This window comes from Pararhodobacter zhoushanensis (assembly GCF_003990445.1).
Classification (GTDB): Bacteria; Pseudomonadota; Alphaproteobacteria; order Rhodobacterales; family Rhodobacteraceae; genus Pararhodobacter; species Pararhodobacter zhoushanensis.
Window position 1 is genome coordinate 32,928 of record NZ_REEZ01000003.1, and the last position, 26,207, is coordinate 59,134.

Annotated in this window: 26 protein-coding genes and 1 pseudogene; 3 read left to right on the plus strand and 24 right to left on the minus strand. The window is 65.2% G+C overall.

Going from position 1 to position 26,207, the window contains the following annotated elements; all coding sequences use genetic code 11:
* Nucleotides 1–56: 56 nt before the first annotated feature.
* From EAE28_RS08255 to EAE28_RS08305, 11 genes are all read right to left on the minus strand, one after another.
* Nucleotides 57–821 (minus strand): ABC transporter ATP-binding protein, encoded by a 765-nt coding sequence (locus tag EAE28_RS08255; protein WP_127105380.1) that lies wholly within the window; start codon nt 819–821, stop codon nt 57–59.
* A complete protein-coding gene (locus EAE28_RS08260; protein WP_127105381.1) occupies nt 818–1,855 on the minus strand; it encodes a FecCD family ABC transporter permease in 1,038 nt (345 codons plus the stop codon). Before EAE28_RS08260 ends, EAE28_RS08255 begins: the two co-directional genes overlap by 4 nt.
* Nucleotides 1,855–2,862 (minus strand): ABC transporter substrate-binding protein, encoded by a 1,008-nt coding sequence (locus EAE28_RS08265; RefSeq protein WP_127105382.1) that lies wholly within the window; start codon nt 2,860–2,862, stop codon nt 1,855–1,857. The genes EAE28_RS08260 and EAE28_RS08265 overlap by 1 nt, the downstream gene beginning before the upstream one ends.
* Nucleotides 2,863–3,156: 294 nt before the next feature.
* On the minus strand, nt 3,157–3,909 hold the full coding sequence (gene soxA / locus EAE28_RS08270) for a sulfur oxidation c-type cytochrome SoxA (RefSeq protein WP_127105383.1): 753 nt from the start codon (nt 3,907–3,909) through the stop codon (nt 3,157–3,159).
* Nucleotides 3,906–4,223 (minus strand): thiosulfate oxidation carrier complex protein SoxZ, encoded by a 318-nt coding sequence (soxZ, locus tag EAE28_RS08275; RefSeq protein WP_127105384.1) that lies wholly within the window; start codon nt 4,221–4,223, stop codon nt 3,906–3,908. Before soxZ ends, soxA begins: the two co-directional genes overlap by 4 nt.
* Before the next feature lie 2 nt (nt 4,224–4,225).
* Nucleotides 4,226–4,672 (minus strand): SoxY-related AACIE arm protein, encoded by a 447-nt coding sequence (locus tag EAE28_RS08280; RefSeq protein WP_127105385.1) that lies wholly within the window; start codon nt 4,670–4,672, stop codon nt 4,226–4,228.
* Complete coding sequence (gene soxX, locus EAE28_RS08285) at nt 4,669–5,094, minus strand: sulfur oxidation c-type cytochrome SoxX (RefSeq protein ID WP_246022312.1); 426 nt, start codon at nt 5,092–5,094, stop codon at nt 4,669–4,671. Before soxX ends, EAE28_RS08280 begins: the two co-directional genes overlap by 4 nt.
* A 25-nt stretch (nt 5,095–5,119) precedes the next feature.
* Nucleotides 5,120–6,385 (minus strand): NAD(P)/FAD-dependent oxidoreductase, encoded by a 1,266-nt coding sequence (locus tag EAE28_RS08290; protein WP_220443911.1) that lies wholly within the window; start codon nt 6,383–6,385, stop codon nt 5,120–5,122.
* Entirely contained in the window at nt 6,372–6,659 is a 288-nt protein-coding gene (locus EAE28_RS08295) for a c-type cytochrome (RefSeq protein WP_220443912.1), read from the minus strand. Before EAE28_RS08295 ends, EAE28_RS08290 begins: the two co-directional genes overlap by 14 nt.
* A 64-nt stretch (nt 6,660–6,723) precedes the next feature.
* A complete protein-coding gene (locus EAE28_RS08300) occupies nt 6,724–8,895 on the minus strand; it encodes a xanthine dehydrogenase family protein molybdopterin-binding subunit (RefSeq protein ID WP_127105387.1) in 2,172 nt (723 codons plus the stop codon).
* A gap of 10 nt (nt 8,896–8,905) precedes the next feature.
* A complete protein-coding gene (locus EAE28_RS08305; protein ID WP_127105388.1) occupies nt 8,906–9,358 on the minus strand; it encodes a (2Fe-2S)-binding protein in 453 nt (150 codons plus the stop codon).
* A 425-nt stretch (nt 9,359–9,783) separates the two neighbouring features.
* On the opposite strand from EAE28_RS08305, the pseudogene EAE28_RS24175 reads away from it, so the two are divergent.
* A pseudogene (locus EAE28_RS24175) lies at nt 9,784–9,929 on the plus strand (IS5/IS1182 family transposase); the annotation flags it as partial.
* A 190-nt stretch (nt 9,930–10,119) separates the two neighbouring features.
* Here the strand turns inward: EAE28_RS24175 and EAE28_RS08310 are convergent.
* The 7 genes from EAE28_RS08310 to EAE28_RS08340 are packed head-to-tail and all read right to left on the minus strand — an operon-like array spanning nt 10,120 to nt 17,906.
* The gene (locus EAE28_RS08310) at nt 10,120–11,565 is read right to left on the minus strand and encodes an amidase (RefSeq protein WP_127105389.1); all 1,446 of its coding nucleotides are present in this window, start codon (nt 11,563–11,565) and stop codon (nt 10,120–10,122) included.
* Nucleotides 11,566–11,581: 16 nt separating this feature from the next.
* A complete protein-coding gene (locus tag EAE28_RS08315) occupies nt 11,582–12,403 on the minus strand; it encodes a sulfite exporter TauE/SafE family protein (protein ID WP_127105390.1) in 822 nt (273 codons plus the stop codon).
* Between the two features lie 57 nt (nt 12,404–12,460).
* Entirely contained in the window at nt 12,461–13,540 is a 1,080-nt protein-coding gene (locus EAE28_RS08320) for a TRAP transporter substrate-binding protein (RefSeq protein ID WP_127105391.1), read from the minus strand.
* A gap of 29 nt (nt 13,541–13,569) precedes the next feature.
* On the minus strand, nt 13,570–15,126 hold the full coding sequence (locus EAE28_RS08325) for a TRAP transporter large permease (protein WP_127105392.1): 1,557 nt from the start codon (nt 15,124–15,126) through the stop codon (nt 13,570–13,572).
* Nucleotides 15,123–15,608 (minus strand): TRAP transporter small permease subunit, encoded by a 486-nt coding sequence (locus tag EAE28_RS08330; protein WP_164736583.1) that lies wholly within the window; start codon nt 15,606–15,608, stop codon nt 15,123–15,125. Before EAE28_RS08330 ends, EAE28_RS08325 begins: the two co-directional genes overlap by 4 nt.
* Nucleotides 15,609–15,636: 28 nt before the next feature.
* A complete protein-coding gene (locus tag EAE28_RS08335; RefSeq protein WP_127105976.1) occupies nt 15,637–17,175 on the minus strand; it encodes a gamma-glutamyltransferase family protein in 1,539 nt (512 codons plus the stop codon).
* A 50-nt stretch (nt 17,176–17,225) separates the two neighbouring features.
* On the minus strand, nt 17,226–17,906 hold the full coding sequence (locus EAE28_RS08340; protein ID WP_127105394.1) for a GntR family transcriptional regulator: 681 nt from the start codon (nt 17,904–17,906) through the stop codon (nt 17,226–17,228).
* Nucleotides 17,907–18,409: 503 nt separating this feature from the next.
* On the opposite strand from EAE28_RS08340, the gene soxC reads away from it, so the two are divergent.
* Nucleotides 18,410–19,693 (plus strand): sulfite dehydrogenase, encoded by a 1,284-nt coding sequence (gene soxC, locus EAE28_RS08345; RefSeq protein WP_127105395.1) that lies wholly within the window; start codon nt 18,410–18,412, stop codon nt 19,691–19,693.
* On the plus strand, nt 19,680–20,210 hold the full coding sequence (locus EAE28_RS08350; RefSeq protein WP_127105396.1) for a c-type cytochrome: 531 nt from the start codon (nt 19,680–19,682) through the stop codon (nt 20,208–20,210). The genes soxC and EAE28_RS08350 overlap by 14 nt, the downstream gene beginning before the upstream one ends.
* Nucleotides 20,211–20,534: 324 nt before the next feature.
* Here the strand turns inward: EAE28_RS08350 and EAE28_RS08355 are convergent, their stop codons facing one another.
* The 6 genes from EAE28_RS08355 to EAE28_RS08380 are packed head-to-tail and all read right to left on the minus strand — an operon-like array spanning nt 20,535 to nt 26,165.
* The gene (locus EAE28_RS08355) at nt 20,535–21,545 is read right to left on the minus strand and encodes a zinc-dependent alcohol dehydrogenase (protein ID WP_127105397.1); all 1,011 of its coding nucleotides are present in this window, start codon (nt 21,543–21,545) and stop codon (nt 20,535–20,537) included.
* On the minus strand, nt 21,542–22,546 hold the full coding sequence (locus EAE28_RS08360) for a branched-chain amino acid ABC transporter permease (protein WP_127105398.1): 1,005 nt from the start codon (nt 22,544–22,546) through the stop codon (nt 21,542–21,544). The genes EAE28_RS08355 and EAE28_RS08360 overlap by 4 nt, the downstream gene beginning before the upstream one ends.
* 10 nt (nt 22,547–22,556) lie before the next feature.
* Nucleotides 22,557–23,417, minus strand: a complete 861-nt coding sequence (locus EAE28_RS08365; protein WP_127105399.1) for a branched-chain amino acid ABC transporter permease — start codon at nt 23,415–23,417, stop codon at nt 22,557–22,559.
* Nucleotides 23,404–24,129 (minus strand): ABC transporter ATP-binding protein, encoded by a 726-nt coding sequence (locus EAE28_RS08370; protein WP_127105400.1) that lies wholly within the window; start codon nt 24,127–24,129, stop codon nt 23,404–23,406. Before EAE28_RS08370 ends, EAE28_RS08365 begins: the two co-directional genes overlap by 14 nt.
* Nucleotides 24,126–24,863 carry an ABC transporter ATP-binding protein gene (locus EAE28_RS08375; RefSeq protein ID WP_127105401.1) on the minus strand — a complete coding sequence of 246 codons (738 nt, stop codon included), beginning with the start codon at nt 24,861–24,863 and terminating at the stop codon, nt 24,126–24,128. Before EAE28_RS08375 ends, EAE28_RS08370 begins: the two co-directional genes overlap by 4 nt.
* A 12-nt stretch (nt 24,864–24,875) precedes the next feature.
* Nucleotides 24,876–26,165: an ABC transporter substrate-binding protein gene (locus tag EAE28_RS08380; protein ID WP_127105402.1), complete on the minus strand. Its 1,290-nt coding sequence runs from the start codon at nt 26,163–26,165 to the stop codon at nt 24,876–24,878.
* Nucleotides 26,166–26,207: the final 42 nt, after the last annotated feature.

The following is a 26,207-nucleotide window of genomic DNA, read 5'->3' on the forward strand; positions in this document are numbered from 1 at the left end:
ACTTGCCTCCGGTGCGCGCGTTACGACGGCTGGAGGCGCCTTTGATCCTGCGCGATTCATTGAGGGCTGAACCGGATATGGGGCCGGCCGTTCTCGGGCGATCCGCTGACATGGGCGGTGACGCGGAACACGTCGCGCAGGATCTTTTGTGTCAACACCTCTTCGGGCGTGCCGCAGGCGCGAACGGCCCCTGCGTCGAGCACCACGATCCGGTCGCAGAACATGGCGGCAAGGTTCAGATCGTGCAGCGCGATGACGCTGGTCAGATCAAGCGCGCGCACCATGCGCAGGATCTCGATCTGGTGATGTATGTCGAGGTGGTTGGTCGGCTCGTCGAGGAACATGACCTGCGGTGCCTGAGCCAGCGCCCGGGCGATATGAACCCGCTGCCGCTCGCCCCCCGAGAGTGTTTGCCACGCCTGCTTTCGGCGTGTCGCCATTTCAACGCGGCCAAGCGCCTGGGTCACCGCGGCCTCGTCGGCCTCGGACCAGCCTGCGAGCGCCGAGCGGTGTGGCGTCCGGCCCAGCCGCACCACATCGGCCACCGTGACATTGGTGTCGGTCGCTGCGCTCTGCTGGACAAAGGCGACCTGTCGCGACAGAGCCTTGCGCGATACCTGCGCGATGTTCTGGCCGTTGATCTCGACACGGCCCGAGGCGGGGCGGCGCAGCCCGGCCAGAAGCCGCAGCAGCGAGGATTTGCCCGATCCGTTCGGGCCGATCAGGCCCAGCGTCTCGCCCGGCGCGACGCTGAGCGAGACATCCTGCACGATCATGCGACGCTTCACGCCCCAGCTCAGGTTTTCCGCGATGACGCTCATGCCTGCGGCCTCGCCCGGTAGAGGATGATGGCAAAGAAGGGCACGCCGACCAGCGCCGTGACGACGCCGATGGGCACCGTCTGCTGCGCGGCGATCACGCGCGAGGCGATATCGGCGATCACCATGAAGACCGCGCCGACCATGGCGCTGGCGGGCAAAAGCCGCATATGCATGGGCCCGACGACGTAGCGCGCGGCATGCGGCACCACGAGACCGACGAAGCCGATGGCGCCGACCATGCTGACGATGGTCGCGGTCAACAGGGCGGTCACGCCGAACAGCACCAGACGGATGCGCACCACCGGCACGCCGAGGGCTGCGGCATCTTCGTCTCCAAAGGTGAAGGCGTCGAGCGACCTTGCCATGAGGATGCAGATTGCGAGGCTGACGATCACGACGCCCAGCAGAAGCTGGAAATCCGGCCAACGCACGCCGCCGAAGCTGCCCAGAAGCCAGAACATCACATCCCGCGCCTGCTGCGCATTGCCCGACGTGGTGACGATGTACGAGGTCAGCGCGTTGAAGAGTTGCGACGCGGCGACCCCTGCCAGAATGGTGTGGTTCGGCCCGCTGGTCGCACCGTTCGACAGCAGCGCCACCAGCGCGAAGGCGGCGAAAGCCCCGGCGAAGGCGCCCAGCGACAACGACAGGCTGCCCGCACCGATCCCCAGCACGATCACGCAGACCGCCCCGGTCGAAGCCCCGGCCGAGACGCCCAGCACGAAGGGTTCGGCCAGCGCGTTGCGCAAAAGCGCCTGCAGGATCGCCCCGCAGAGCGCGAGGCCCGCCCCCGCAAGCGCCGCCACCAGCGCCCGGCTCAGGCGCAGGTTCCAGATGACGCTCTGTTCGATGGGGGCGATCTCGGCCCCGGTCAGGCCCAGTTCGTTGGTGACCGACAGGAAAACCGTGCGCAGCGCGATGTTGTAATCGCCGATCGCCGTCGCGGCGGCGACGGCGAGGATCAGGGTCAAGAACGACAGGCAAAGGAAAAGGACGAGGCGCGCGGCCCCGTCCTCGGACGTATCGGAAGACATCACTGCTGATCGCTTGCTTGCAGCTGCTCTGCCACCTGCTCGGCCCCGTAAAGCGTCCGGATGCTGGGGTTCATCGCCGCCCCGCTCATCACCACGATCCGGCCGTTGCGGACCGCGTCCATCTGGCTGACGGTGGGATCCGAGGTCAGAAACTCGATCTTGGCCTCGGCCGTGTCCAGATTCCAGCGGTTGCGGTCGACCTGCGCCGCCACGATCACCGTCGGATTGGCGGCCATGATGCCCTCCCAGCCGACGGCGGGCCAATCGGCTTCGGTCCGGATGGCGTTCGAGCCGCCGAGCAGATCCGCGATATAACCCGAAGGCCCATTGCCGCCGCCCAGATAGGCATCATCCGCCGGCGAGGGGCTGGAGAACCAGAAAAGGAAGGTCAGGCCCTCGGTCTGAGAGAATTGCGCGCGCAAGGCTGCCTCACGCGTCCGGAAATCCTCGATCAGCGCCGCGCCACGGTCGGTCACGTCAAAGATGCGCGAGAGATCCTCGATCTCCTTGTAGAGCAGGTCCATGCTCCACAGTTCCCCGCGCGAGCCATAGGCATCGCCAGCATTGAGCGTCGTGGAACAAGCGCTTGGCGACAGATAGGTCGGAATGCCCAGCTCTTCGAAATCCGACCGGTTGGCGACGGTGCTGTCCGGGCCCATCAGCGTCGTCAGCATCGCGGCGACGAAATCGGGCTGGCGCGAGAGCACGGCTTCCAGTGTCGGGAATTCGACGGTCAGCACTTCGACCTCGGCATTCGCCTCGGCCAGCTCGGGCAGAACCGAGTTTGGCCAGAAGGCGCTGGCCGCCATCCGGTCTTGCAGCCCCAGAAGCAGCATGATCTCGGCGCTGTTCTGACCCAGCGCCACTGCATTCTGCGGCGCCTGACTGAAAGTGACGGTTTGGCCACAGTTTTCAAGTGTCAGAGGATACACCGTCTGAGCCTGAGCCGCAGCCGTCAAAGAGGCCAGCGCGGCGACTGCAAGTGTAAAAGCGGAAGTGTTCGGCATCGAAGACGTCTCATTTTCGAGTAGTTTTGTCGGGATTTGGGTACAAGCCTCCGCTGGCATTTACAAGAGTGTTTTTGTCAGGATTTCATCAGGCGCACGAGGTGCCCAAGGATGCCTGGTTTTTACCCTGAGAAGGCAGAGAGCACCGCGTGAGGGAACGGGAGCCCGACATGCTAAAAAATGGCCGCAGCGTTCCGCGATGGGTTCAAAGATCGAGGTCCAGCCATTCATACCCGACCGCCCGGTTGTAGCGTTCGACGCAAGGGTTCTGCTGCGGTTCAGGTGGGTCCGCCGTTACGGCCGGATTGGCAGCGTTTCGACCTGAAGGCCGGCGGCGCGGCTTTGAAGATAGAGGGCCAGCGCGATAAAATCCGCCGATCCGGGCGCGAAGGGTTCCGCCCTGACCCCGGTCAGGCACCCCCGGATTCGGCGTTCCAGCGTGCCCAGCGTCTCCCATTCCAGCCGGTATTGCGGATAGCCGGTCGGATGCCCCTGCGGGATCAGCGCCGCGGCCAGATGGCCGCCGGAATTGTCGTCATGGCATTGCGCGCAGGACAGGTTCAACTGGCCCATGCGCGTGGTGAACAGCGTCTCACCGCGCGCGCGGGCAGGGTCAAGCCGGGGATCGGGATCAGGCGTCAGCGGCATGCCGCGCGACTGGTGCGTGACATAGGCCAAGAGCGCCAGAATGTCGGGATCGGCGCGATCCTGTGGCCCGGCACCCTGATGGCGGTCGCGGCACAGGGCGATGCGGCCGTTCAGATCGACCGGCGCCGCTTGCTCTTCGTCCCAGGCCGGGTAGCGTGCGGCGACGCCCGCCATGCTGTCTTCGGCAGCATCGTGGCAATCGGCGCAGCTTTGGCCACGGGTGCCCGCCGGTTCGGACCATAGAGCCTCGCCGTCGATCAGCCAGAAAGCTGCCGGGTTCATCGGATCGTCCTGCATCGCCTGCAGGGCAGGGCTCATGTCGTCATAGCCCGTGCGGCGGTCCTGTGCCCCGGCGGGCAGGGCAAGGACGATACCGGCAAGAACGGCGGCGCGGATCATGCGACAGTCAGCAACCGGCCATCGCGCGCGGTGACGCCGGAATTATCGGTCCAGACAAATTCTACCCGCCCGGTTTCCCCGGCGCGCAGATGAAAGCTGAGGATCGGATTGGCGGTGATCGCCGGGAACAGGTCGGCGCGAAACACTTCCTCGCCCTGATACAGGCAGGCGACGCTTTCGATGATGTCGCGCGGCACCAGCGCGCCATCGCGCCCGGTGCGAAATCCGGTCTCCATCGGGTGCTGGATCAGGATGCGGATCGTCACGATCTCGCCGGGGGCGGCGGTTTCGGGGACGTTGATCAGGACGGACATGCTCAGACCTCGCGGCAGGCTGGGGCGGTGACGATCACCTCGGTCGCGGCGGACCAGAAGCTGCCGTCGCTCAGGCGGGCGATGGCGTGCACCGTCTGGCTGCCGTTCAGGCGGATGCGCGTCTCGACCGTGGCAAGGCCCGACCGCGGGGTGAGATGAAAGCGCGCCGTGTCGGGCAAGGGGTTGATCTCGTTGAAGATGGCAATCTGTTCAACAAAATCGTCCGGCGTCATCGGGCTGTCGACGGAAACGGTGAGGGGCACGGAATTGCCGTTCTCGACCAGCAGCGGGATGCGCAAAGTGACCCGGCCTTCGGTGATATCGGCGCCGCCGGTGAACCCGTCGATCGCGGTTTGCATCGTTTCCGGCGTCGCCGCCGCAGGGCCGAACCGCAGCACCAGCGGTCCCCCGATCAGCGTGGCAAGCGTCGTACGGCGGGTCAGGATCATGGCGTGTCTCCAGTCAACGTGGCAAGATAGGCAACGACGTCTTCGACCTCTTGCGCTGTCATCAAGGTAGTGCCCTGCCAGCGTTCGCCCACCCGGTTCAGGCCCTCAGTCGAATGATAGGGCGGCATGATCGTGTCGGGATTGGCCCGGCGGCTGTCGACGATCTGCTGGCGCAAGTCCGCCAGCGTGCGCCGCGCGCCGACGCCGGTCAGGTCCGGCCCCAGCGTGCCGGTGAAGGCCACCTGCGGGAACGGCCCGGCGTGGCACAGCGTGCACAGCCCGTGCTGCGGATCGGTAACGATCTGTGCGCCGCGCGCCGGATCGCCGGGCGTGGCGGTCAGGGGCGTGGCCAGCCCGTCGGCCCCGGCCGCCGTCCCCGAGAGCGCCAGCACGGCCAGCGTAGCCCGTAAGGTGGGGTTCAACCCCACCTTACCCCGCCGCCGCTTCTCAGCCGCCAAAGGCTTCGCGCACCGTCGCCGCATACCACGACCTCGCATAATCCGCCTCCTGCGCGCGGTCTTGCGCCGGTGCCTCCAGCGCCGACAACCCGCCAGCATCCGCAAGCTCGGTCAGCTTTCCCTCCGCCTCGGCATAGACCCCGGCGACGGAAAAGCCGAAATCCGGCGCGGCGAGGCTGTAGCAGGTGTTGATCAGCCGCGGACTTTGCGGCTCTTCCCCCCGGAACAGCGCGTCCAGCGCCTGCGCCAGCACCTTGGCCTGCGCATTCGCGGAAAACGCCGATTTAGGCATGGCCCCCGGCGCGCAGGCGTCGCCGATCACATGAATGCCGGGCACCAGATCGGACTCGAAGGTCACGCCGGACACCGGGCACCAGCCGGTCTCGTCCCTGACCCCGGCCACCTGCGCGATGGCCCCGGCGCGCTGGGGCGGGATCACATTGGCGACGGCGGCGGCGACAGTGCCGAATTCGGTCTGCAGGGTCATTGCCGCGGGATCGACGCCGATCACCCGCCCGCCCATTGACGGCGGACGAAACTCGATCATGCCGGGATAGAGCCGCGCCCAGGCCTCTTGGAACAGCGGCTGCTTGGAAAAGGTCTCCTTGGCATCCAGAATCAGGATCTTCGACGCGGGTTTGGCTTGCGTCAGGTAGTGCGCGATCAGGCTGGCGCGTTCATAGGGGCCGGGCGGGCAGCGGAACGGGTTGGCGGGCGGTGCGATGACCACTAGCCCGCCATCCGCCATCGCCTCAAGCTGCGCGCGCAGCAGCGCGGTCTGCGGACCGGCTTTCCACGCATGCGGCATGCGCTCGGCCGCGGCCTCGTCATAGCCGGGCAGCGCGTCATAGAGGAACTCGACACCGGGCGAGAGCACCAGCCGGTCCCACTCCAGCACCTCGCCGCCCGCCAGTGTCAGCGTCCGGGCCTCAGGGTCGACGTCCACGGCGCTGTCTTCGATCAGCCGCATGCCGTCCAGCGTGGCGCCCGCCAGCGGAAAGCTCAGCGACTCCAGTTCCATAAACCCGCCGAGCACGGCATTCGAGAACGGACAGGTCACATAGGTGGCATCGCGTTCCACCAGCGTCACCTCATGCCCCAGCCGCGCCAGCGTGCGCGCCGCCGTGGCGCCGCCAAAGCCGCCGCCGACCACGACGACGCGGCCCCGGTCCTGCGCGGACAGGCGGCGGGGCAGGGCCAGTGCGGCCACCGCGCCACCGGCTGCGACGATCATCTGGCGTCTATCGAGTGTCATGGCGCATCCCCCCTGCGGCGATCCAGTCGGCAATGGCCGTGATGTCCTCGTCCGAGAAACCGGCGGCGAGACGGGGCATCAGCGTGGCGGGGCGACTGCCGTCCTTGAAGCCAGCCATCGCTGCGATAATTTCTGCCGCGGTCCAGTCGTCCAGCGGCAGGATGCTGCCCTCGCCATGGCAGCCCGAACACATCGTGGCACCCGGCGGAGGCACCTGCGCCTGCGCCCCGCCTGCGGCAAGGCACAGCAAAAGAACCAGCAAACTGCGCATCATGGATTCCTTTTTCCCGAGGGAACTCGGACGGGTGGCCCGCAACGGGGCCACCCGCAGGGCGCCGTTATTGCGGCGTCAGGTCGTGCTTGCTGAGCGGCAATTCACGGATCCGCTGGCCGGTGGCACGGTAGACCGCGTTCATCACGGCGGGCGTGGCGACGAAGATCGTCGGCTCGCCCACCCCGCCCCAGAATCCGCCCGAGGGGATCAGGTGGCTTTCGACGGCGGGCATCTCCCACATGGACACGATGGGATAGGTGTCGAAGTTCTCTTCCTGAACCCGGCCTTCCTCCATCGTCACCTGGCTGAGAAGCCCGGCGCTGAGACCATAGGCGAACGAGCCTTCGATCTGCGCTTCGACTTGCTGCGGGTTGACGACATGGCCGCAATCGGTGGCGGCAACGATCTTGTGGATCGTCAACGCGCCACGGTCATCGACGGACACCTCGGCCGCCGCCGCCACATAGGAGCCATAGCCCATGTGCTGGCACAGGCCCCGGAACCGGCCTTCAGGCGCGGGCGTGTCCCAGCCGATGCCCTCGGCCACCTTGTCGAGCACGGCAAGGTGCTTGGGGTGGTTCTGCATCAGGCCCCGGCGGAACTCCAGCGGATCCTTGCCCGCAGCATCCGCCAGCTCGTCCATGAAGCTTTCCAGATAGAACGCGTTCTGGTTGTTGTTCACCCCGCGCCAGAAACCCGGACGGACCGGCGGATTGCGCATTGCGTGATCAACCAGCAGGTTCGGCACGGTATAGCCGAGCTGCCCTTCGGGGCCGTCGGCCTGCAGACCCTGGAAGGTCAGCGGGTCCATGCCGTTCTGCAGGGCAAAAGGCATCAGCCCGGCGAAGATGGACTGCCCCGAGATCCGCATGTGCAACGCGGTCAGGTTGCCATCGGCATCCAGCGCACCGCGCATCCGGGCCTTGGTGGTGGGGTGATAGGTGCCATGCGTGGTGTCTTCCTCACGGCTCCAGATCACCTTGACCGGCGTGCCCTTCATCTCCATCGCCACCTTGAGCGCGACGACGGTGTAATCCGCCGCCGAGGCCCGCCGCCCGAAACCGCCACCCAGGTTGATGCGGTGGATCTCGCATTGCGGGATTTCCAGCCCGGTGGTTTCTGCCGCCACCGCCAGATCCGTCTCGGCGTTCTGGGTAGGCACCCAGACCTCGCAACTGTCGTCGGTGACAAGCGCCATGGCGTTCATCGGCTCCATGGTCGCGTGATGCTGCCAGGGGTAGTGATAATCGGCCTCGAGGACCTGCGCGGCACTCTCGAACGCGGCGGCGACATCGCCGGACTGGTTGCCGACAAAGGCCTCGGTGGCGCTGAGCCCCTCATCCAGCATGGCCTCCAGATCGGCCATGCCAAAGCTGGCATTCTCGCCCAGATCCCATTCGATCGGCAGCGCATCCAGCGCGGTCTTGGCGCGCCACCAGGTATCGGCGACGACCACAACGGCCTCGTCGCTGATCTGCACCACGCGTTGCACGCCGGGCATGCCCATCACGGCGTCGGCGTCGATGCTGGCAATCTTGCCGCCCATGACCGGCGTTTGCTTGATCGCCGCCAGCATCATGCCGTCGACTTTCAGGTCGATGGCGTATTTCTGGCTGCCGTCAAGCTTGCCTGTGGTATCCAGCCGCAGCACCCGGGAGCCCGCGATCGTCCAGTCGGCGGGATCCTTGAGCGCCACCTCGGTCGGCACCTCAAGATTGGCCGCATCTGCCGCAACCTCGCCATAGGTCAGCGTCTCGCCGCCCGGCCCGGTGATCACACCCTTGGATACGCTCAGCGTGCCGGCATCGACGCCCCAGCGGTTCGCGGCGGCCTGCACCAGCATCATTCGCGCCGCGGCGCCGCCTTCGCGCACCATCTGGTGCGAGGTGCGGATGCCCTGGCTGCCGAAGGTGCCGAATGAGCCCCAGACCCGGCTGCGCGCGACGTTCTCGCCCGGAGTCGGATAGCTCCAGGTGACGTTGTCCCAGTCGCATTCCAGTTCTTCGGCTACCAGCTGGGCAAGGCCGGTCAGCGTGCCTTGGCCCATCTCGATCTTGGCGACCCGGACCACGACGGTGTTGTCGGGGTTGATGACAACCCAGGCGTTCATCTCGGGGATATCCCCGGTTGGGGCGTCCTGCGCCAGCGCGGGCAGCGAAAAGCCCAGCGACAGCCCGCCTGCAGCGGCGGTCCCGGCCAGAAACGACCGGCGGGACAAGGTGAAGCGATGTGTCATGGTGTCCCCCTCAGCTGAGTTCGGCGGCGCGCTTGATGCCCGCCTTGATCCGGTTGTACGTCCCGCAGCGGCACAGATTGGTCATGTTCTGCTTGATGTCCTCGTCCGTGGGTTCGGGGAAATCGTGCAGAAAGGCTGCGGCGGCCATGATCTGACCTGACTGGCAATAGCCGCATTGCGGCACGTCCAGTTCGGCCCAGGCCTGCTGGATCGGATGCGAGCGGTCGGGCGACAGACCCTCGATTGTGGTGATCTCCTCGCCCGGGCGGATGTCCTGGATCTGCATCTGGCAAGACCGGGTGGCGATTCCGTCGATATGCACGGTGCAGGCGCCGCAAGCAGCGACGCCGCAGCCGTATTTGGTGCCGGTCAGGCCCAGCTGCTCACGCAGGACCCACAGCAGAGGGGTATCGGGCTCGGCATCGAAATCCATGCTGGTCCCGTTCACGACGAGTGTTGGCATCTTGGCTATCCTCCCATGCGCGCCTCCCATGCGCGCTCAACTCAGGCTAGCGCGCGGCGGGAAACGAGGCCAGATATTTGTTGAGTCATAAACCATCATTAAGTGCATGCAGCTAAAGGGCATTGATTTTATTGAAGTTTCCAACGGCCGCGCGTTGCGGATCGCGTCGCCAGGGAGGTGCGTCGCTCGCTGGCTTGAGTGCCGAGTCTTGCACGAGGGAAGCGCCGCATTGCCCGGTGAAAATGAAATCATCGATGGCAGATGCATGTTTTCGCGGAGATTTGAGCGTAGTTACAGTAGCTTCGGTCTGGATCAGAGGATGCAAGGCCCGTGGCCCCCGCTGCAGGCAGAAGTCAGCGCGGACGTTCGCCAGAAAATCCGGGGGGCTGGCCGCTGAAACGGTGGAACTGACCACTACTCAGAGCGGTCGCACCAAGGGCGCGATGAACTTCAAACTCCACACGGTGACCGACACAGAAGGGCGCCTTATCAGGTTCTTTTTATGTCTGCTGGTCAGGTCAGTGACTACACTGGAGTGCATGCCTTTCTGTGCATTCCGCCGACTGCGCAGTGACTACGCGCTGACCAAGGCTCTGATGCCGACGCCTGGGTGGCAAAGCCGAAACCAACCGTGGCGAAGGTCAGACAGATCGTCCTCTCGCGGTGTCCTTTGGTTCCTCTGTTGCGCGGGCCAGACGGACGGCCACGACCGGAGAGCCGGCGGGAACCCGGGCATCTCTCTCGCCTGAGAAAAGACCCGCCTAACCGTGGCGGACCACCGGGTCGATCGCGGGCAGGGGGCCTCCGAAAACCAGTTCGACGCTGCGCGCTGCGGCAATCAGATTCCGCTCGCCGCGCGGCTTGCCGATCAGTTGCAGTCCCACCGGCATCCCCGCCGCATTGCGGCCCACCGGCACCGAAAGGGCGGGCAGGCCAAGCGCGGTGGCAAGGAAACCGCAATCCAGCCAATCCATGTAGAACGTCAGCTCTTTCCCGTCGATCCGGCGTACCCATTCTTCCCCGACCGGGTGCGGCATCGTCCCCACCACCGGGCAGGCCAGCACGTCGACATGGTCAAAGACCGCCTGCACGGTGTCGTAAAGCCGCGACCGGATCAGCTGCGAGTCGATGATGTCATCCATGGTCAGCGCCAGCCCGTCGCGCAGGTTGCCCTCAAGCGTCGGTTTGAACTCTGCCCGGACCGCAGGGTCGATGTCGCGCATGAGCGTCGCCCACAACAGGCCGCGCTGCACATAATAGGCGCGGCGCATGCCCGACAGGTCCGGGGTCACCGTATCGACCGTCGCCCCCGCCGACGCCATGCGGGTCATCGCCGTGTCGATATGATCGCGCATCTCCGGGTCGACGGCGCTTTCGCCGGACAGGTCGGGCAGGTACCCGATGCGCAGGCCGGCAGGCTCGGCACGGGTGACGGCGTCCCGGTAGGGCGCGGGATCGGCGGGGTATGACAGCGGGTAGCGCGGGTCGAACCCGGTCATCGTGTCGAGAAACAGCGCAAGGTCCGTGACCGACCGGGCCATCGGCCCCTGCACACCCTCGGTGATGTAGCCCGCCTGCGCGGGGCCGCCCGCCACCACGCTGGGACTGGGGCGCAGGCCGACGACACCGCAATACGCGGCCGGTGTGCGCAGGCTGCCCCCGTGATCGGATCCATGGCTCAGCCACGTTTGGCCCACCGCCAGCCCGGCTGCCGCCCCGCCCGACGACCCCGCCGGATTGAGCCGCGTGTCATGCGGGTTGCGGGTCGCGCCGAAGATGGCGTTGAAGGTATTGGCGCCAGCGCCGAACTCCGGGGTGTTCGTCTTGCCGATGACAAGACCGCCGCGTCGTTCGATCAGCTCGACCAGAGGGTCTGACGCCTCAGGCACGTAGTCTGCAAGCGCCGCGGTGCCCCAGGTGGTGCGCACCCCCTCGACCGCGGTCAGGTCCTTGATGCCCACGGGCAAACCATAGAGCGCGCCGCGCGTCTCGGAGGGCACCGGCAGCGACCGGGCAGCCTTGCGGGCACGGTCGAAGCAGGTGGTCGGCATGGCGTTGATGGCCGGATCCGTTTGCGCGTGACGGGTTTCTGACGCGGCGATCAGTTCCTCTGGCGACACGTCACCGCGGCGCAGCAGGTCGACCACCGCCACCGCGCTCAGGGCGCACAGGTCGGGGCCGGAATAGGCAGGGGTATCGGTGGTCATGGCTGTCTCATCCATGTCAGAGCCCAAGCGCGCGGCGCAGCATGTTGAGCGCAACCAAAATCAGGAACACACCGAAAATGCGTTTCAATAAAACGGGTTGCGTCGCATGCGCCAGGCGCGCGCCAAGGGGGGCGGTCAGAAGCGTCATCGACACCACGACCAGAAAGGTTGGAATATTGATGGCCCCCAGTGTCAGGGGCGGATGGACGGCAATGGGAACAAAGGCAAATCCGATCACGGACGGCACCGCGATCAACAGGCCGAAGCCTGCAGCCGTTGCCACCGCGCGGTGAATGGCGACCCCGTGCAGCGTCATGAACGGGACGCCGAACGATCCGCCGCCGATCCCCATGAGCACCGACAGGAAACCGATCAGCGGCGAGGACGCGGCCCGCACGAAACCGCCGGGCATCTCGGGGGCAAGCCGCCATTTTTCGCGTCCGAACGCCATATACAGGCCGACGATCAGCGCCAGCACACCGAAGATTCCCTGCAACGTGGTGGAGCGCAATTGCGCCGCCACAAACACCGCGATGGCCGCGCCGATCAGGATGCCGGGCGCCCAGCTCTTCAGAACGGACCAGTCGACGGCACCGCGTTTGTTATGGGCGTGAAGCGACCGGCCCGAGGTGACGACGATCGTCGCAAGCGATGTGGCGATACAGATCTGCATCAGCTCGTCGCTGCCAAAGCCCAGAAGCGTGAAACCGTAGTAGAAGGCCGGTACAAGCACGATGCCGCCGCCAACGCCGAGAAGGCCCGCCAAGACGCCGGCAAACGCGCCGATAACCAGCAGCAGCAACACCAACTGCACAAGCAGCACAGGATCCATGGTCATGAAGGGGTGTCTTTCGATCTGGGGTGGACCCGCCTGACGACGGGTCCGCCCTTGGTGTCACGCGAAGAAGTTCTGACGACGCACCATGAACCCGGTATCGTAGAATTGCTTGTAGCCGGTCGCTTGCCGCACATAGTCGTAGTAGGCATCGACGAAGCGGCGGTGGAATGCGCTCGTCTCCTTCACTTCTTCGATGACTTCGGCGCAGGCCGTCTCGATCCCGTCCCAGACATCGTCGGGGAACTCAGCAATGGTCAGGTCGGGATTCGACCGCAGCCTTTCGAAGGCGGCGAGATTCGCATGGAACGTGTCGGCAGAGGATCGGTTGGCTTCTGCCTCGGTGATCGTTTCGACCATGAGCCGCTGACTGTCGGTCAGCGCTTCCCAGGCCTCCATGCCGATCCCGAACTCGATGCCGCCATAGATTTCGACAGGCGACGGGGCATACATGTAGCCTGCGACGTTTTGCAGGCCGAAGGCGAGGTCGTTGGACGGCCCCACCCATTCGGCCCCGTCCAGCGTACCAGCCTGAAGGGCTGCGAAGATGTCACCGGGCGGGATCGAGGTCGGGTTCACGCCCAGTTTGCGCAGCACTTCGCCGTAGAGCCCGGCGGCGCGGAAGTTCAGCCCCTGAAGGTCGTCGAGCGAGGTGATTTCCCGCTTGAACCAGCCGGCGGTCTGAACACCCGAGCCGCCGCCAATGAAGATCTTCAGGCCCCGGTCGTTGGTGAATTCGTCCAGAAGCTCCTGCCCGCCGCCGAAATACATCCAGGCGTGCATCTCGTCATAGGTCAGGCCAAACGGTGCGGCGGTGAAGAAGGCATGCGCGATGTCTCGGCCCGAGAACCACGTCCCGGAGCCGTGATAGACCTCGGCCGTGCCGCTTTCGACAGCCTCCTGCGTGGCAAAGGGTGCGACGAGCTCACCTGCGCCAAACACCTGAACGTTGATCGCGCCGTCGGAAATCTGCGTGATGCGCTCGGCCCAGCGTTGGGCAGAAACACCCGGCCCGGGCAGGCCGCGCGGCACTGAGGTCACGAGTTTCCAGTTATGTTGCGCCTGCGCGCGCGCAATCGTGGGGGCCGCAAGAGCCGCCGGAGCGACCGCTGCGCTGGAGAGGAACGTTCTTCTTTTCATTGTCTTTTGATCCCTGTTGTCTGCGCCGTTCAGTGGTAGATCGCGTTCGGCAGCCACGTCGCGAGGTCAGGGACCAGGAAGACGATGGTCAGCGCGACTATCTGCAAGAAGATGAACGGCACGATCCCCTTGTAGATGTCGATGGTTTGCACGGCCGGAGGTGCGACGCGCCGGAAGTAGAAGAGCGCGTAGCCGAAGGGCGGTGTAAGGAAGCTGATTTGCAGATTCAGGCTTACGAGGATGGCGAACCACACCGGGTCGACCCCGGCGGCCATCAGCGGCGGACCGGCGATCGGCACGACGATGAAGATGATCTCGACATATTCGATGATGAAGCCGAGCACGAAGATGATGGCCATGACGACCAGCACCGCCGTGATGCTGCCGCCCGGAAGCCCGTGGAGAAATTCCTCGACGATGGCTTCACCATGCAAGCCCCGGAAGACCAGCGACAGCATGGTCGCCCCCAGCACGATCAGCGTCAGCATGGACACCATGCTCGCAGTGCTCAACGTCACGTCCCACATGCCGCCGCGATGAATTTCCTGCACCAGCGCGGCAAGGGTGCCGATGCTCAGCGTCACCAGCGCCACGGTGCCGATTCCGGCGATCAGCGGTGAGGCCTGTGCCCCGCCCAGAACCTTGACCAGCACCAAGGCGAACGCGGCGGGCAGGACTGTGGCCATGAGCGCCCACCGCCAGCGGGGCACCCCGTCGCGGTCCATCGCCGTCATGACCAGCGCTCCCGCGGCCCCAAGCGCCGCGCTCTCGGTTGCGGTGGCGATCCCCCCAAGGATGGACCCGAGAACGATCAGGATCAGAAGCAGCGGCAGAACCAGCGAATAGGTCACTTCGCCCAGACCGGGCCGGGTTCTGTTTCCCTGTTCGTCGCGCTGGATCACCGGCGGGCAGCTTTCGGGGCGGCGCAGCGAGGTGACGAAAATATAGACAAGGTAAAGCCCGACCAGCATCAGGCCCGGAATGAAGGCACCCGCGAACAGGTCACCAACCGAGACCGGCTCAACCGCCCATTCCCCGGCCGATCGCCGCCCGGCCTGATACGCTGACGAGATCTGATCGGTCAGCAGGATCAGCAGGATCGATGGAGGGATGATCTGCCCCAGCGAACCCGAGGCGCAGATGACGCCCGAGGCCAGCGACTTGGAATACCCTGCCTGCAACATGGCGGGCATCGCGATCAGACCCAGCATGAAGATGGTCGCGCCGATCACCCCGGTCGAGGCGGCGAGCAAGGCACCGACGATCACGACCGCATAGGCCATGCCACCCCGTCGGTTGCCGAACAGCGCCCCGGCCGTCAGCATCATCCGTTTGGCGATGCTCGAACGCTCCAGCAGCCCGCCCATCAGCACGAAAAGCGGCACCGACAGGAAGACGTCGTTGGTCAGAATACCAAAGGCCCGCGACGGAAAGGCCGAGAGAAAGGCAAGGTCGAAGACGCCGAGCGATGCCCCCAGAAACGCCACCAGCGTCGGGACACCCAGCAGGACGAAGCCGACGGGCGCGCCGGACAGGATGCCGCCCAGCAGCAGAACACCGAGAAGAGCAAGAAGCACAGCGCTCATCTGTCGTCTTCCTTTCCGTAAAGACTGGGGCGCAGGCCCACGATCAGCGCAACCAGTGCGAGCGTGGCGAACACCAGCGCCATCACTGTCTTGAGGATAAAGAAGCCCGGCAGGCCGCCGAGGGTGGGCGAACTCTCGAGAACCCGCCACGATGTCCGCACCATCGGCACCGAGGTCCAGGCGGCCCAGCCTGCCGCCGGGAACAGAAGGCCCAGCAACGCGATCCGGTCGATGGCGCGGCGGGTGCGCGGCGAGAACCGGTCACTGAACACGTCGACCCTGACGCTCTCATTGTTCAGGATGACCCCGGCCAGCGGCAGCGACACGATGAGGAAGAACAGATAGGCGAGCAGATCCGTCGCCCATGGCGCCCCCAGCGAGAAGACATAGCGCAGGGCGACGATCACGATCTGCGCCATCAGCAGAGAGACGACGGCAAGGGCAGCAACCCCGCGCAGCGTCCCGGAAAAACTGATTTTCATACGGGTTCTGGGGGGCTGCGTGGTCATTTCAGATCCCCAGCGCCAGGCCGTCTTTGCGCGGATCGCTGCCGCCGGTCAGAAGCCCGGTCGCGGCGTCCCGCCGGATCGCCTGCGCCCCGCCCATTCCGATGGCTGCACGCGTTACGGTGTGCCCCATCTCGGCAAGCTTGGCCGCGACCGCGTCGTCGAAGGTGCTTTCGATCTCCAGCTTGCCCGACGTGATGTCGAGGAAGCTGCGCGGCGCGTCGATCGCTGCCTGAACATCCATTCCGTAATCGACGAGGTTCGAAACGAAATGGGAGTGTCCCGTCGCCTGATAGGCGCCGCCCATCACGCCGAAGGGCATCGCATACTGGCCCGGAACCTCAAGCAAACCGGGCAACAGGGTGTGCAGCGGCCGCTTGCCGCCGACCAGCTCGTTCACATGGCCTTCCTGCAAGGTGAACCCGGCACCGCGATTTTGCAGCGGAATGCCGAACCTTTCGGACGCGAAACCCGATCCGTAAGGCCAGAAGAGCGAGTAGATCAACGAAACGCACAGGCCCTCGCCGTCGACCACGGTGATATAGACGGTGTCCTTGTGAAGCGCCTCGGGGCGGGGCGTAAGGGGCGACCCTGCGCGCGTCGGATCGATCTGGGCTGCCATTTCGTCGATGGCCGTTTCGGAAAGCATCCCGTCGAGGTTCAGCGCTCCCTCTCCCGGATCGCCGATGAAACGGTTGCGCGCGCCATAGGCCAGCCGCGTCGCTTCGGCCTCGATATGGACGCGCTCGGCGCCCTTCGGATCGAGACGGGCGATATCGAACCGCTCCAGAATCCCGGACAACAAAAGCGCGGTTGCTCCCTGACCGTTCGGCGGAAGTTCGACAAGGTCATGGCCGCGGTAGGCGCGCCGGATCGGTGTGACCGGGGTGGCCTCGGTCTTTGCGAAATCCTCGGCCGTGTGCAGGCCGCCCGCTGCGCGAAGCGTGGCGAGGATGTCTTCCATCACCGGGCCTTCGTAGAAGGCGCGCGCGCCCTCGCGGGCAATCAGACGCAGCGCCTCTGCCTGCCCGGGGGCGGTGAAAACGTCGCCCTCGCGAAAGCTCTGGCCGTCGCGCAGGAAGTACTGTCGCCCTGCGCCCTTCAGCCGGCCCGCAAACGTCGCCCCGTCGATGGCGGTGCGGCGATGGACCGGCACGCCGTGCTCGGCCACGCGGATCGCGGGCGCGAGCACGGTGGCCAGATCGAGCCGCCCCTCCTGCGCGATCAGCCGGTCGAAGGCGTCGACGGCGCCAGGCACGGTCACGGCATGGATCGAGTCGAGACCCACCGCCGTCATTCCCCGGTCCCGCAGATCGGCAGCTTGAAGCGCGGCAGGTGCGCGGCCCGATCCGTTCAGCCCCCGGCTTTCCCCGGTCTTTGCATCGTGGATCAGCGCGAAGACATCGCCGCCCAGCCCGGCCATCGCGGGTTCACAATACCCCAGCACGACGGCACCGGCGACTGCGGCATCGACGGCGTTACCGCCTTGGGCCAGAATGTCGAGGGCAACGCGGGCCGCCGCGGGATGCGACGTGGCGCACATCGCCTCGGTGGCATACATCGGCGCGCGTCCGGGCCCTTGATACGAGTGTGTCACCTGACTTCGCCTTTCACTTTGGGAGCGTCTGACCGCGACTGCGTGTCTTCAAAGAATTGCTGGAGCGAGATAAGCGCCTGCGCGATGTGTTCGCGCATCAGCCGCGCGGCTTCCTTGCCATTTCCGGCCAGAACAGCGTCGGCGATAGCCGCATGTTGCTGATGCGGGAGTTCAAGATCGGCGTTGTAGCCTTCCATCATGAAAAGCGCGGCGCTGTAGGGTGTGATCCGGAGCCGCGTTTCCTCGGCCACGGTCTTGAGCATCCGGTTGCGCGCGCCGTCATGCAGATGGCCATGGAATTCGAAATCCAACTCAAGCGCGGCGGGCCTGTCATTGCGCTGGCTGACATCCTGCGACGCGGCCATGAGCGCCCGCAGCTTCAGCCGTTCGGCTTCGTTCATGCGCACGGCGGCCAGAGACGCGCACAGGGCTTCGATCTCTCCCATCGCCTCGAAGGCTTCGCTCAACTCGGCCCGGTCAAAGCTCCGTACGACAGCGGAACGGCGAGGCCGGATCTCGATCAGGCCGGAGGCGCCGAGTTGCCTGATAGCCTCGCGTATCGGGGTCCGGGACACGCCGAAGCGGTCGGCAAGTGAAAGTTCTTCCAGCCGGTCGCCCGGCTTCAGCTCTCCTTTGATAACGAGGTCAGCGATCTTCTGGCGCAGTGTATGAGGCATGATTTCTCCTGTCTCGATACGCTAAACCAGCATTTTGCATTCTGTAAAGAAAAATTGCATACAATTTTGATGTTTGTGATGCATTTTCATAAGGATCTGTTATCGCGATGTTTTCTGGGGAATCTCACCCAGAGATTTGGGCGTCCAACCGGGAAAACCGGTTGCTAGGCGCCCGGAAAAGCCCGGTGGGTTTCCTGCATCGGTATGCACGGGGCTGACGTTCCGAAACCTGCTGTCCGCCAGATTCGGCAGAAGGCGTCCCGTCGCGGCGCATGTCATCGGAGGGCTAGTCACTTCAGCGGGGATCAAGGCCGGCGTTCAGCGCGTCCATGTATCGACGCGTCGGTCGGACGGGCGCAGGCAGAGTGCATTTTTCTGTAACATGTTAAATTTTTCCTTGAATTGATATGCGTTCGGCCCACCATCTTTCCGGTGTCGGGCCGAGGTTTGGGCCTTCCAAACCGGCGGGCCGACCGACCTTGATTTCTTTCTGGGAGGAAAAAATGGATGAGTTTGCGGACCGTGATGTCGATGTGGATCAGCCCTCTCGACGAAACTTCCTGAAAGGCAGCACTGCAGCAATCGGAGGTGGCATCGTCGGCGTAGCGGGGCTGGCAACTGCGGCCCAGGCCCAGCAGGCAAACAACCTGCCGCCGAACGTGCCGGAGTGGATGACCTACCCGGGCGACGATACGGCGCATAACCCTTACGGGCTGCCTTCACCTTACGAAGAACACGTCGTCAGAAAGGTTCTCGGCACGCCGAAAACCTATTCCGCGGCGTCGTCGCGGACGCCCCTGCAAGATCTGGACGGGATCATCACTCCCAACGGCTTGCACTACGAGCGTCACCATGGCGGCATCCCCGAGATTGATCCCGCGCAGCACAGGCTGATGATTTTCGGTCTCGTGGACCGTCCGCTGGTTTTCACCATGGACGATTTGAAGCGCTTCCCGTCGGTCAGCCGCATTCACATGATGGAGTGTTCGGGAAACCAGAGTTTTACCGCGACCGGACGGAATACTGCGCAAGAACTCATGGGGCTTGTAAGCTGTGCGGAGTGGACGGGTGTGGCGCTCAAGACAGTGCTGGAAGAATGCGGCGTGCAAAGCAATGCGCGCTGGGTTGTTGCCGAAGGGGCCGATGCCGCCGCGATGACGCGATCCATTCCGTTGGAAAAGTGCCTTGACGACGTGATCCTTGCCTATAGCCAGAACGGTGAGCGTATCAGGCCAGAGCAAGGCTATCCCCTGCGCATCTTCGTGCCGGGTTACGAAGGCAACATGTCGGTAAAGTGGCTTCGCAGCCTACAGGTCCGCGAAGAGCCGATATACTCCCGTGAAGAGACGTCCAAGTATACTGATCTGCTACCGGACGGTCATTCACGCCAGTTCAGCTTCATGATGGAGGCGAAGTCGATCATCACATACCCGTCCGGCGGCCAGCAGCTTTCCGCGCAAGGGTATCATGAGATCAGCGGCCTCGCGTGGAGCGGCTATGGAAAGATTGAGCGCGTCGAAGTGTCCGTCGATGGCGGCGAGACCTGGCAAGAGGCTCAGCTACAAGACCCGGTCCTGCCTATATGCTTGACGCGCTTTCGTCTGCCGTGGGCCTGGGAGGGAGAGCCGGTGACGATCATGAGCCGCGCCATAGATGAAACTGGCTATGTGCAGCCCACCTTGGAAGCACTGCTTGATGCGCGGGGTCGAAACTCGGTCTACCACAACCACGCGATTCAACCCTGGGCTATCGCGGCAAATGGGGAGGTCAGCAATGCGAATGCGTGATGGACTGCTGAGTGCTGCGATTGTGCTCGCCTCGACCGCAGCCGCTTTGGCCGATTATGGCATAGGGACACCGGCAACCCCGGAAGAGATCGCCGGCTGGAATATCTCGATCGGTCGCGACGGTGACAATCTCCCTGCGGGCAGCGGTGACACTGTCGCGGGCGCTGAGGTCTTTGAACAACGGTGCTCTGCCTGCCACGGAGAGTCCGGAGAAGGGGGCATTGGAGATCGGCTCGTTGGCGGTCAGGGAACCCTGAGTGATGAGAGGCCGATCAAGACGGTGGGGAGTTACTGGCCGTATGCCACGACGCTTTTCGACTATATCCGACGCGCGATGCCCCTCGACTCGCCGCAGAGCCTTTCCGCCGACGAAGTCTACGCGGTTTCTGCCTATATCCTGATGTTGAACGGTATCGTCGACGAGGGGACCGTTCTGGACGCTGACAGCCTCCCGGCCATTGAAATGCCGAACAGGGATGGGTTTGTCCTCGATGATCGACCGGATGTCGGCCAATAAGCCGTTCGTCGACAAAGGAAACCGGTGCGGCGGCTGGGTATCAGCCGCCGCACGGAACCGCGCCGAGGTCGCCGGAGGCTGATTTCGGTCAGTCGTGCAGCCATGGGTTCAGCGTTGAGAGCGCCGTAGAAGGTCGGCTAGGCTTCGGCCCGCGCGATGCTCCCGGCGGGTTCGAACAGCCGGTGGTTGCTGAACCCGACGATCCAATCGAGTCTGGCGTCCTCAACGGTCTCGAAGCGACACCACGCCCCGGTGGTGGATAGTCCAGGCCCTGAAAAGCCCGTTGATCGACTCTGCCATTCCTCAGGCCAATCCTTGGGTATGTCACCCGAACGGGTCGATCAGCACCTTGCACTGGGTCGTCCGCTGCCGCAGCGCCTCGAAGGCAGCCGGTGCCGTGTCGAGTCCGACCACATCAGACACCAGATGCTGCGGCGCAAAGCGGCCCTTGTCCAGTGCGTCGATCGAGGTGCGGAATTCGTGCATGTCGAAGAACACTGACATGATGACCGTCACCTCTTTCGAGATCGCGCGGAAGCTGTCCAGCCGGTCGGTCCCGGTGCAGAGCCCCAACACGCAGACCGTCCCGCGCGGGCGCACGAGGTCGATGCAATGGTCGATCAGCCCGACCTTGCCCACGCATTCGAACACGATGTCGGGCGCAGCCCCGCAGGCCTCGGCCACGCGCTGCGCCATGTCCGGCCCCGATTGTACGAAGGCCGTGGCACCGAGGCTGCCTGCGCGGTCCTCCTGATGGCGGTGCAGGTCGGCCGCGACGACCGTCTGTGCCCCGAGCCTGCGCGCCCAATAGACCACAGCGAGGCCGATGGCCCCGGCCCCTACCACCAGCACGCGGTCGCCGGGCTTCATGCCCGAGCGCATCACCCCATGCAGGGCAACCGCCAGCGGTTCGGCCAGCGCCCCATCGGCCAGCGAGACATCGACCGGCATCTTGCGTAGCTGATGATGCGCGAGCGCCGTAAACTCGCCGTAGCCGCCGCCGATCAAGGTCATGCCCATCTCGCACCATGCAGGCTGCCCCTCGCGGCAGGCGGGGCACGCGCCACAGCCGCGGATCGGTGCGGCGGCGACCAGATCGCCGGGTTTCAGCGTCGTGACCTCGCGCCCGACCTCCAGCACTTCGCCCGCGAATTCATGGCCGATGACCTCGCCGCCCTGCAGGCCAAAGGTCTGATCCTCGGTCATGTGCAGGTCGCTGCCACAGATGCCGCAACGGCAGATCTTCAGCACCACCTCATCCGCGCCGCAGGTGGGGTCTGCCACTTCAGCCTTGCGCAACGGTTGGCCGAAGGCGTCGAACACCAGCGCTTTCATGCCTTGTCTCCGTCCAGCCGGATCAGCCGTCGTCTTGTGGGGAACCATGGTGCCTCGACCCATTTCGACCACAGGCCCCAGATCCCGCCCCGGAAGTACAGAGCGCAGACGAGGGTCAACAGGCCCAGCACGATCAGGTAGCTGGCGCCGTATTCGCCGAACCAGCGGTCCGCGAAGAAATAGATCACCGCACCGATGATCACGCCTTCGAGGCTGCCGATGCCGCCGACCATGACGATGAAGATCGCAAGGTTTGCCCAACTTGCGTCGAAGGCGGACGGCGGGGTGATACGCAGTTGCGCCATGAAATAGACCGCGCCCGCAAAGCCCGTACCGACGGCGGTGGCGATGAAGATCAACAGCCGTAGCCGTCCCACATCGACGCCCTGACTGGCCGCCGCGACAGGGTTGTCGCGCATAGCCGTCAGCGCGATGCCATAGCGAGAACGGAGCAACAGATAGCTGCCGCCGAGCGTGACCAGCAACAGCGCCGCCGCGAGCAGGGACGAGGCGACGGCCCGCTCATGTGCCGAGAATTGGGTCATGACACGCAGGCTCATGCCCGCCCCGCCGTTCAGCATCGACATGTTGGTGGCGACAAGGCGCAGCGCCTCGGCCACGACCCAGGTGCCGATGGCGAAATAGGCCCCCTCGAGCCGGTGCAGCAGGCCATAGATCGGCACAGCCAGGATCGCCGGGGCGATCAGGCTGAGGAACACAGCGAGGAACGGGTTCACGCCAAAGGTCTGGGCCAGGACGAACATCGCATAGGCGGCAACGCCGACGAAGGCCTGCTGCCCGACCGAGACGACCCCGCCGTAGCCCGCCAGCATGTTCCACATCTGCGCCACCGCGATATAGCAGGCGAGCGTCACAACATCGCGGATCAGACCTTGCGAGGCCCACCACGGCATGGCGCAGATCCCCACAAGCGCGGCGGTGAACAGGACCAGCGCAAGCTGTCCCGAAAGGGTCATGCGCGCGACACGATACTTGGACATGGGGGCCCCCTCAGGATTTGCGCTGGAAGATGCCTTGCGGGCGGATCGCCAGCACGGCCAGGAAAACGAGGTGCCCGGCAAGGATGCCGAAGCCCGGAGAGATGCGAAAGCCGATGGCCTGGCTGATGCCGAGGATCATCGCCCCGGCGAATGCGCCCCAGATCGAACCCAGACCGCCGATGATCACCGCCTCGAAGGCATAGATCAGCTGGAACGGCCCGTCGGCAGGCGCCACGGTCGACCGCATTGCCTGGAACGTCGCGGCGAAACCCAGAATGCCCACGGCAATCGCGGTCGCGGCGGCATAGACGTTGCGGGGGTTCACGCCCACCATCGCTGCCGCCTCGACATCCGCAGACGCTGCGCGCAGCGACCGGCCGAAGCGGGTGCGGCGCATGGTCAGATCGAGGCCCCCGGTCAGCAGCGTGGCGCAGATCAGCACGATCAGCGGCAGCACGCCGATGAAGATCGGCCCCAGCGAGATCGAGGCTTGCTGGATCCCACCGCCCGACAGCGACCGCGTGTCAGCCGACCAGATCACCAGCATCGCGTTTTGCAGCGCGATGGACAGCCCGAACGTGGCGATCAGCGACGGTAGCGGGTCATTGCCCACCACCCGGTTCAAGAGCGCACGCTGCAGCAGCCAGCCGAGCGCCGCGCCGATGGGCACCAGCGTCGCCAGCACCGCCCACGGCCCCAGCCCGGCGAAATTGGCCAGCGAGATGCCGATCAGCGCCAGCAGCACGACCAGGTCGCCGTGTGTCACGTTGACGATCTTCATCACGCCGAACATCAGCGCCATGCCGAGGGCGTATTGCGCATAAAGGCCGCCCAAAAGGACGCCTTGGACGATACCGTCAATCCAGTGCATGGCTGGCTCCGAAATAGGCGGCCGAGATCGCGTCGCGGCTGATCTCGCCAGAGGTGCCGTGCAGGGTCACGCGCCCTTCCAGCAGACAATAAAGACGATGCGACGCGCGCTGCGCGAGGCCGACATCCTGTTCGACTAGGATCAGCGCCGTGCCGTTCGCGGTGATTTCCGGCAGGGCGGCATAGATCTCGCGCACCACCTTAGGCGCAAGGCCGAGGCTGATCTCGTCGCACAGCAGAATGCGCGGCTGGGCCAGAAGCCCGCGTCCGATGGAGACCATCTGCTGCTGTCCGCCCGACAGGTTCTCGACCGGCGTGCGGGCTTTTTCCTGCAGGATCGGGAACAGGGTAAAGACCCGCTCCAGCGTCCAGGGCTCGGCCACAGGCTTTGCGGCATGTTCGCTGGCGACGCGCAGGTTCTCCTCGACGCTCATGCCGGTGAAGAGGCGACGGCCCTCGGGAACAATGGCCAGCCCCTCGCGCACCATGTGATGCGGAGCCCGGCCGCCGACCGGCTTGCCATCGAGGCGGATCATCTCGGGCGCGACGGGCAGAAGACCCATGATCGCGCGCAGGAGGGTGGATTTTCCGGCCCCGTTCGCCCCGATCAGCGCCACGGTCTCGCCGGGGTTAACGGTCAGGTCGATGCCGTGCAGGGCGCGCATGTCGCCGTAACCGGCGATCAGGCCGTGGGTGGACAGAAGGGGGGTCATGCCTCGACTCCCATGTAGACACGCTTCACGTCCGGGTCCTCGATCACGGCGGCGGGCAGACCCTCGGCGATCTTCTCGCCGAAGTTCAGTACCATCAGCCGGTCGGCCACGGCGAAGAGCGCGTGCAGGACGTGCTCGATCCAGACAATCGTGGTGCCGCCGTCACGGATGCGGCGGATGAGGGCGACGAGCGCCTTGCCCTCGTCATCGGTGAGGCCGCCCGCGATTTCATCCAGCAGCAGCAGGTCCGGCTTCGAGGCCAGCGCCCGCGCCAGTTCCAGCCGCTTGCGATCCAGAAGCGTGAGCGAGCCTGCCTCGGTATTGGCGCGCGGCGACAGCTCGCACTCCTCGAGGATCTGCGCGCAATGGTCGTAGGCCTGCGCCTCGGTCATGCCGCCGCCGAAGGTCGCGGCGACGAGCAGGTTTTCAAAGGTGGTCATGCCAGCATAGGGAAGCGGGATCTGATAGGTACGCCCGATCCCGGCCCGCGCGCGGCGGAACGGGGGGCCGGCCAAGGGCCGGCCCCGGAAACGGATCTCTCCGGCATGATCGCGGATGTCGCCACTGACGAGGTTGAACAGCGTGGTCTTGCCTGCCCCGTTGGGGCCCAGAATGCCCAGCACCTCGCCCTGCCGGACCTCAAAATCGAGATCATGCAAAACCCGCACCGCCCCGAAGGACTTGCCCAGCCCGCGTGCCACCAGAAGGGGCGCGCTGTCTCCGTTTCGTTCCATCGTTCTATGACCTCAGACCGACCAGGGCAGCGGAACCATCGCCTGTTCCGGTTCGAACAGGGGATTGACGGTGTTGTCCACGATCTTCAGCTCGAATGGCCAGCGCTCGCCGCGCACCCACTGACCGCCGAAGATCGGCGTGGTGGACACGTTCGGATGCGGCCCGGAACCGAAATCGACCGGCCCGATGAGCGTCTGCATCGACGTTGCGCGCAGGGCGTCACGGTTGGCCTCGCGGTCCAGCGGGTTGGTCGAGCGCTTCAGCGCGTCGATGGCGACTTCCCAGATCGCGTGGCTGTAGCCCAGGGGCTGCGTCCATTGACGACCGGTCTCGGCCTCCCAGGCATCGGCGACGGCGCGGCTGGTCTGGCCGGTGATCGACGACTGGAACGGGAAGGCGGGTGTCCACCAGACTTCGGACGACATGCCGACGCCCAGATCCCCCAGCGCCTCGATCCCTGAGGGGAAGAGCAGCGCCGCGGCGACGGTGATCGCCTTGGGATGAAAGCCCTGTTGCGCACATTGGTTCACGAAGGTGGTCAGGTCGTCCACATAGGTGATGCCGCCAACGATATCCGCTTCGAAATTCTTGAAGGACGAGATGATCGCCGAGAAGTCATTGGTGCGCGGCTGGAAGAAGCCCGGCATGTTGGTCTGGAACCCGGCTGCCTGCGTGGGCGAGGGCAGGCCGTAATCGGTGTTGCCCCAAGTCTCGCCATCGGCGTTCTGCGGGAACAGCATGCCGACATTGCGGTTCGTCTCCAGGCTGTTCCAGAGGCCCACGAAGGTGTTGAGCGCCTCGTCGAGACCCCAGAAGAAGTGGTAGGTCCACTCGAAGGGCTGCTCGCCGCCGCCGCGCGGAAAGACGATGGCCTGCCATGGTGCCGCGGTCGAAAGGCAGGGCACACCATAGAGTTCCGCCTGATCCGCCGCCGGGTTGATGATGTCGGTGGTCGACGCGGGCAGCAGCATGTGCACCTCGTCGTTCAGGATCAGGTTCGCCGCGACTTCGGCGGCGCGGTTCGGGTCGGACTGGCCGTCACGCACCAGGATCTCCAGATCGTAGGTGCCCGCCGCCGTCTCGATGCGCCCGCCGAGCGCCTCGCGGATGCGGTCCACGGTGAAGCCGTCGGTCTCGCCGAACAGCGCCAGCGGTCCGGTGGCCGGGGTGATGAAACCGACCTTGATGGTGCCCGCGCTCTGGGCGCGAACGATGGATGGGGCCGACAGGGCCGCAACGCTGGCCCCCATCCCCTGCAACACGGTCCGCCGCGACGGCGTCCAGATCTTCGACTTGCTCATTCCATTTCCTCCCTGGGAAAAAGCTGATCTGTGGTTGGCGCG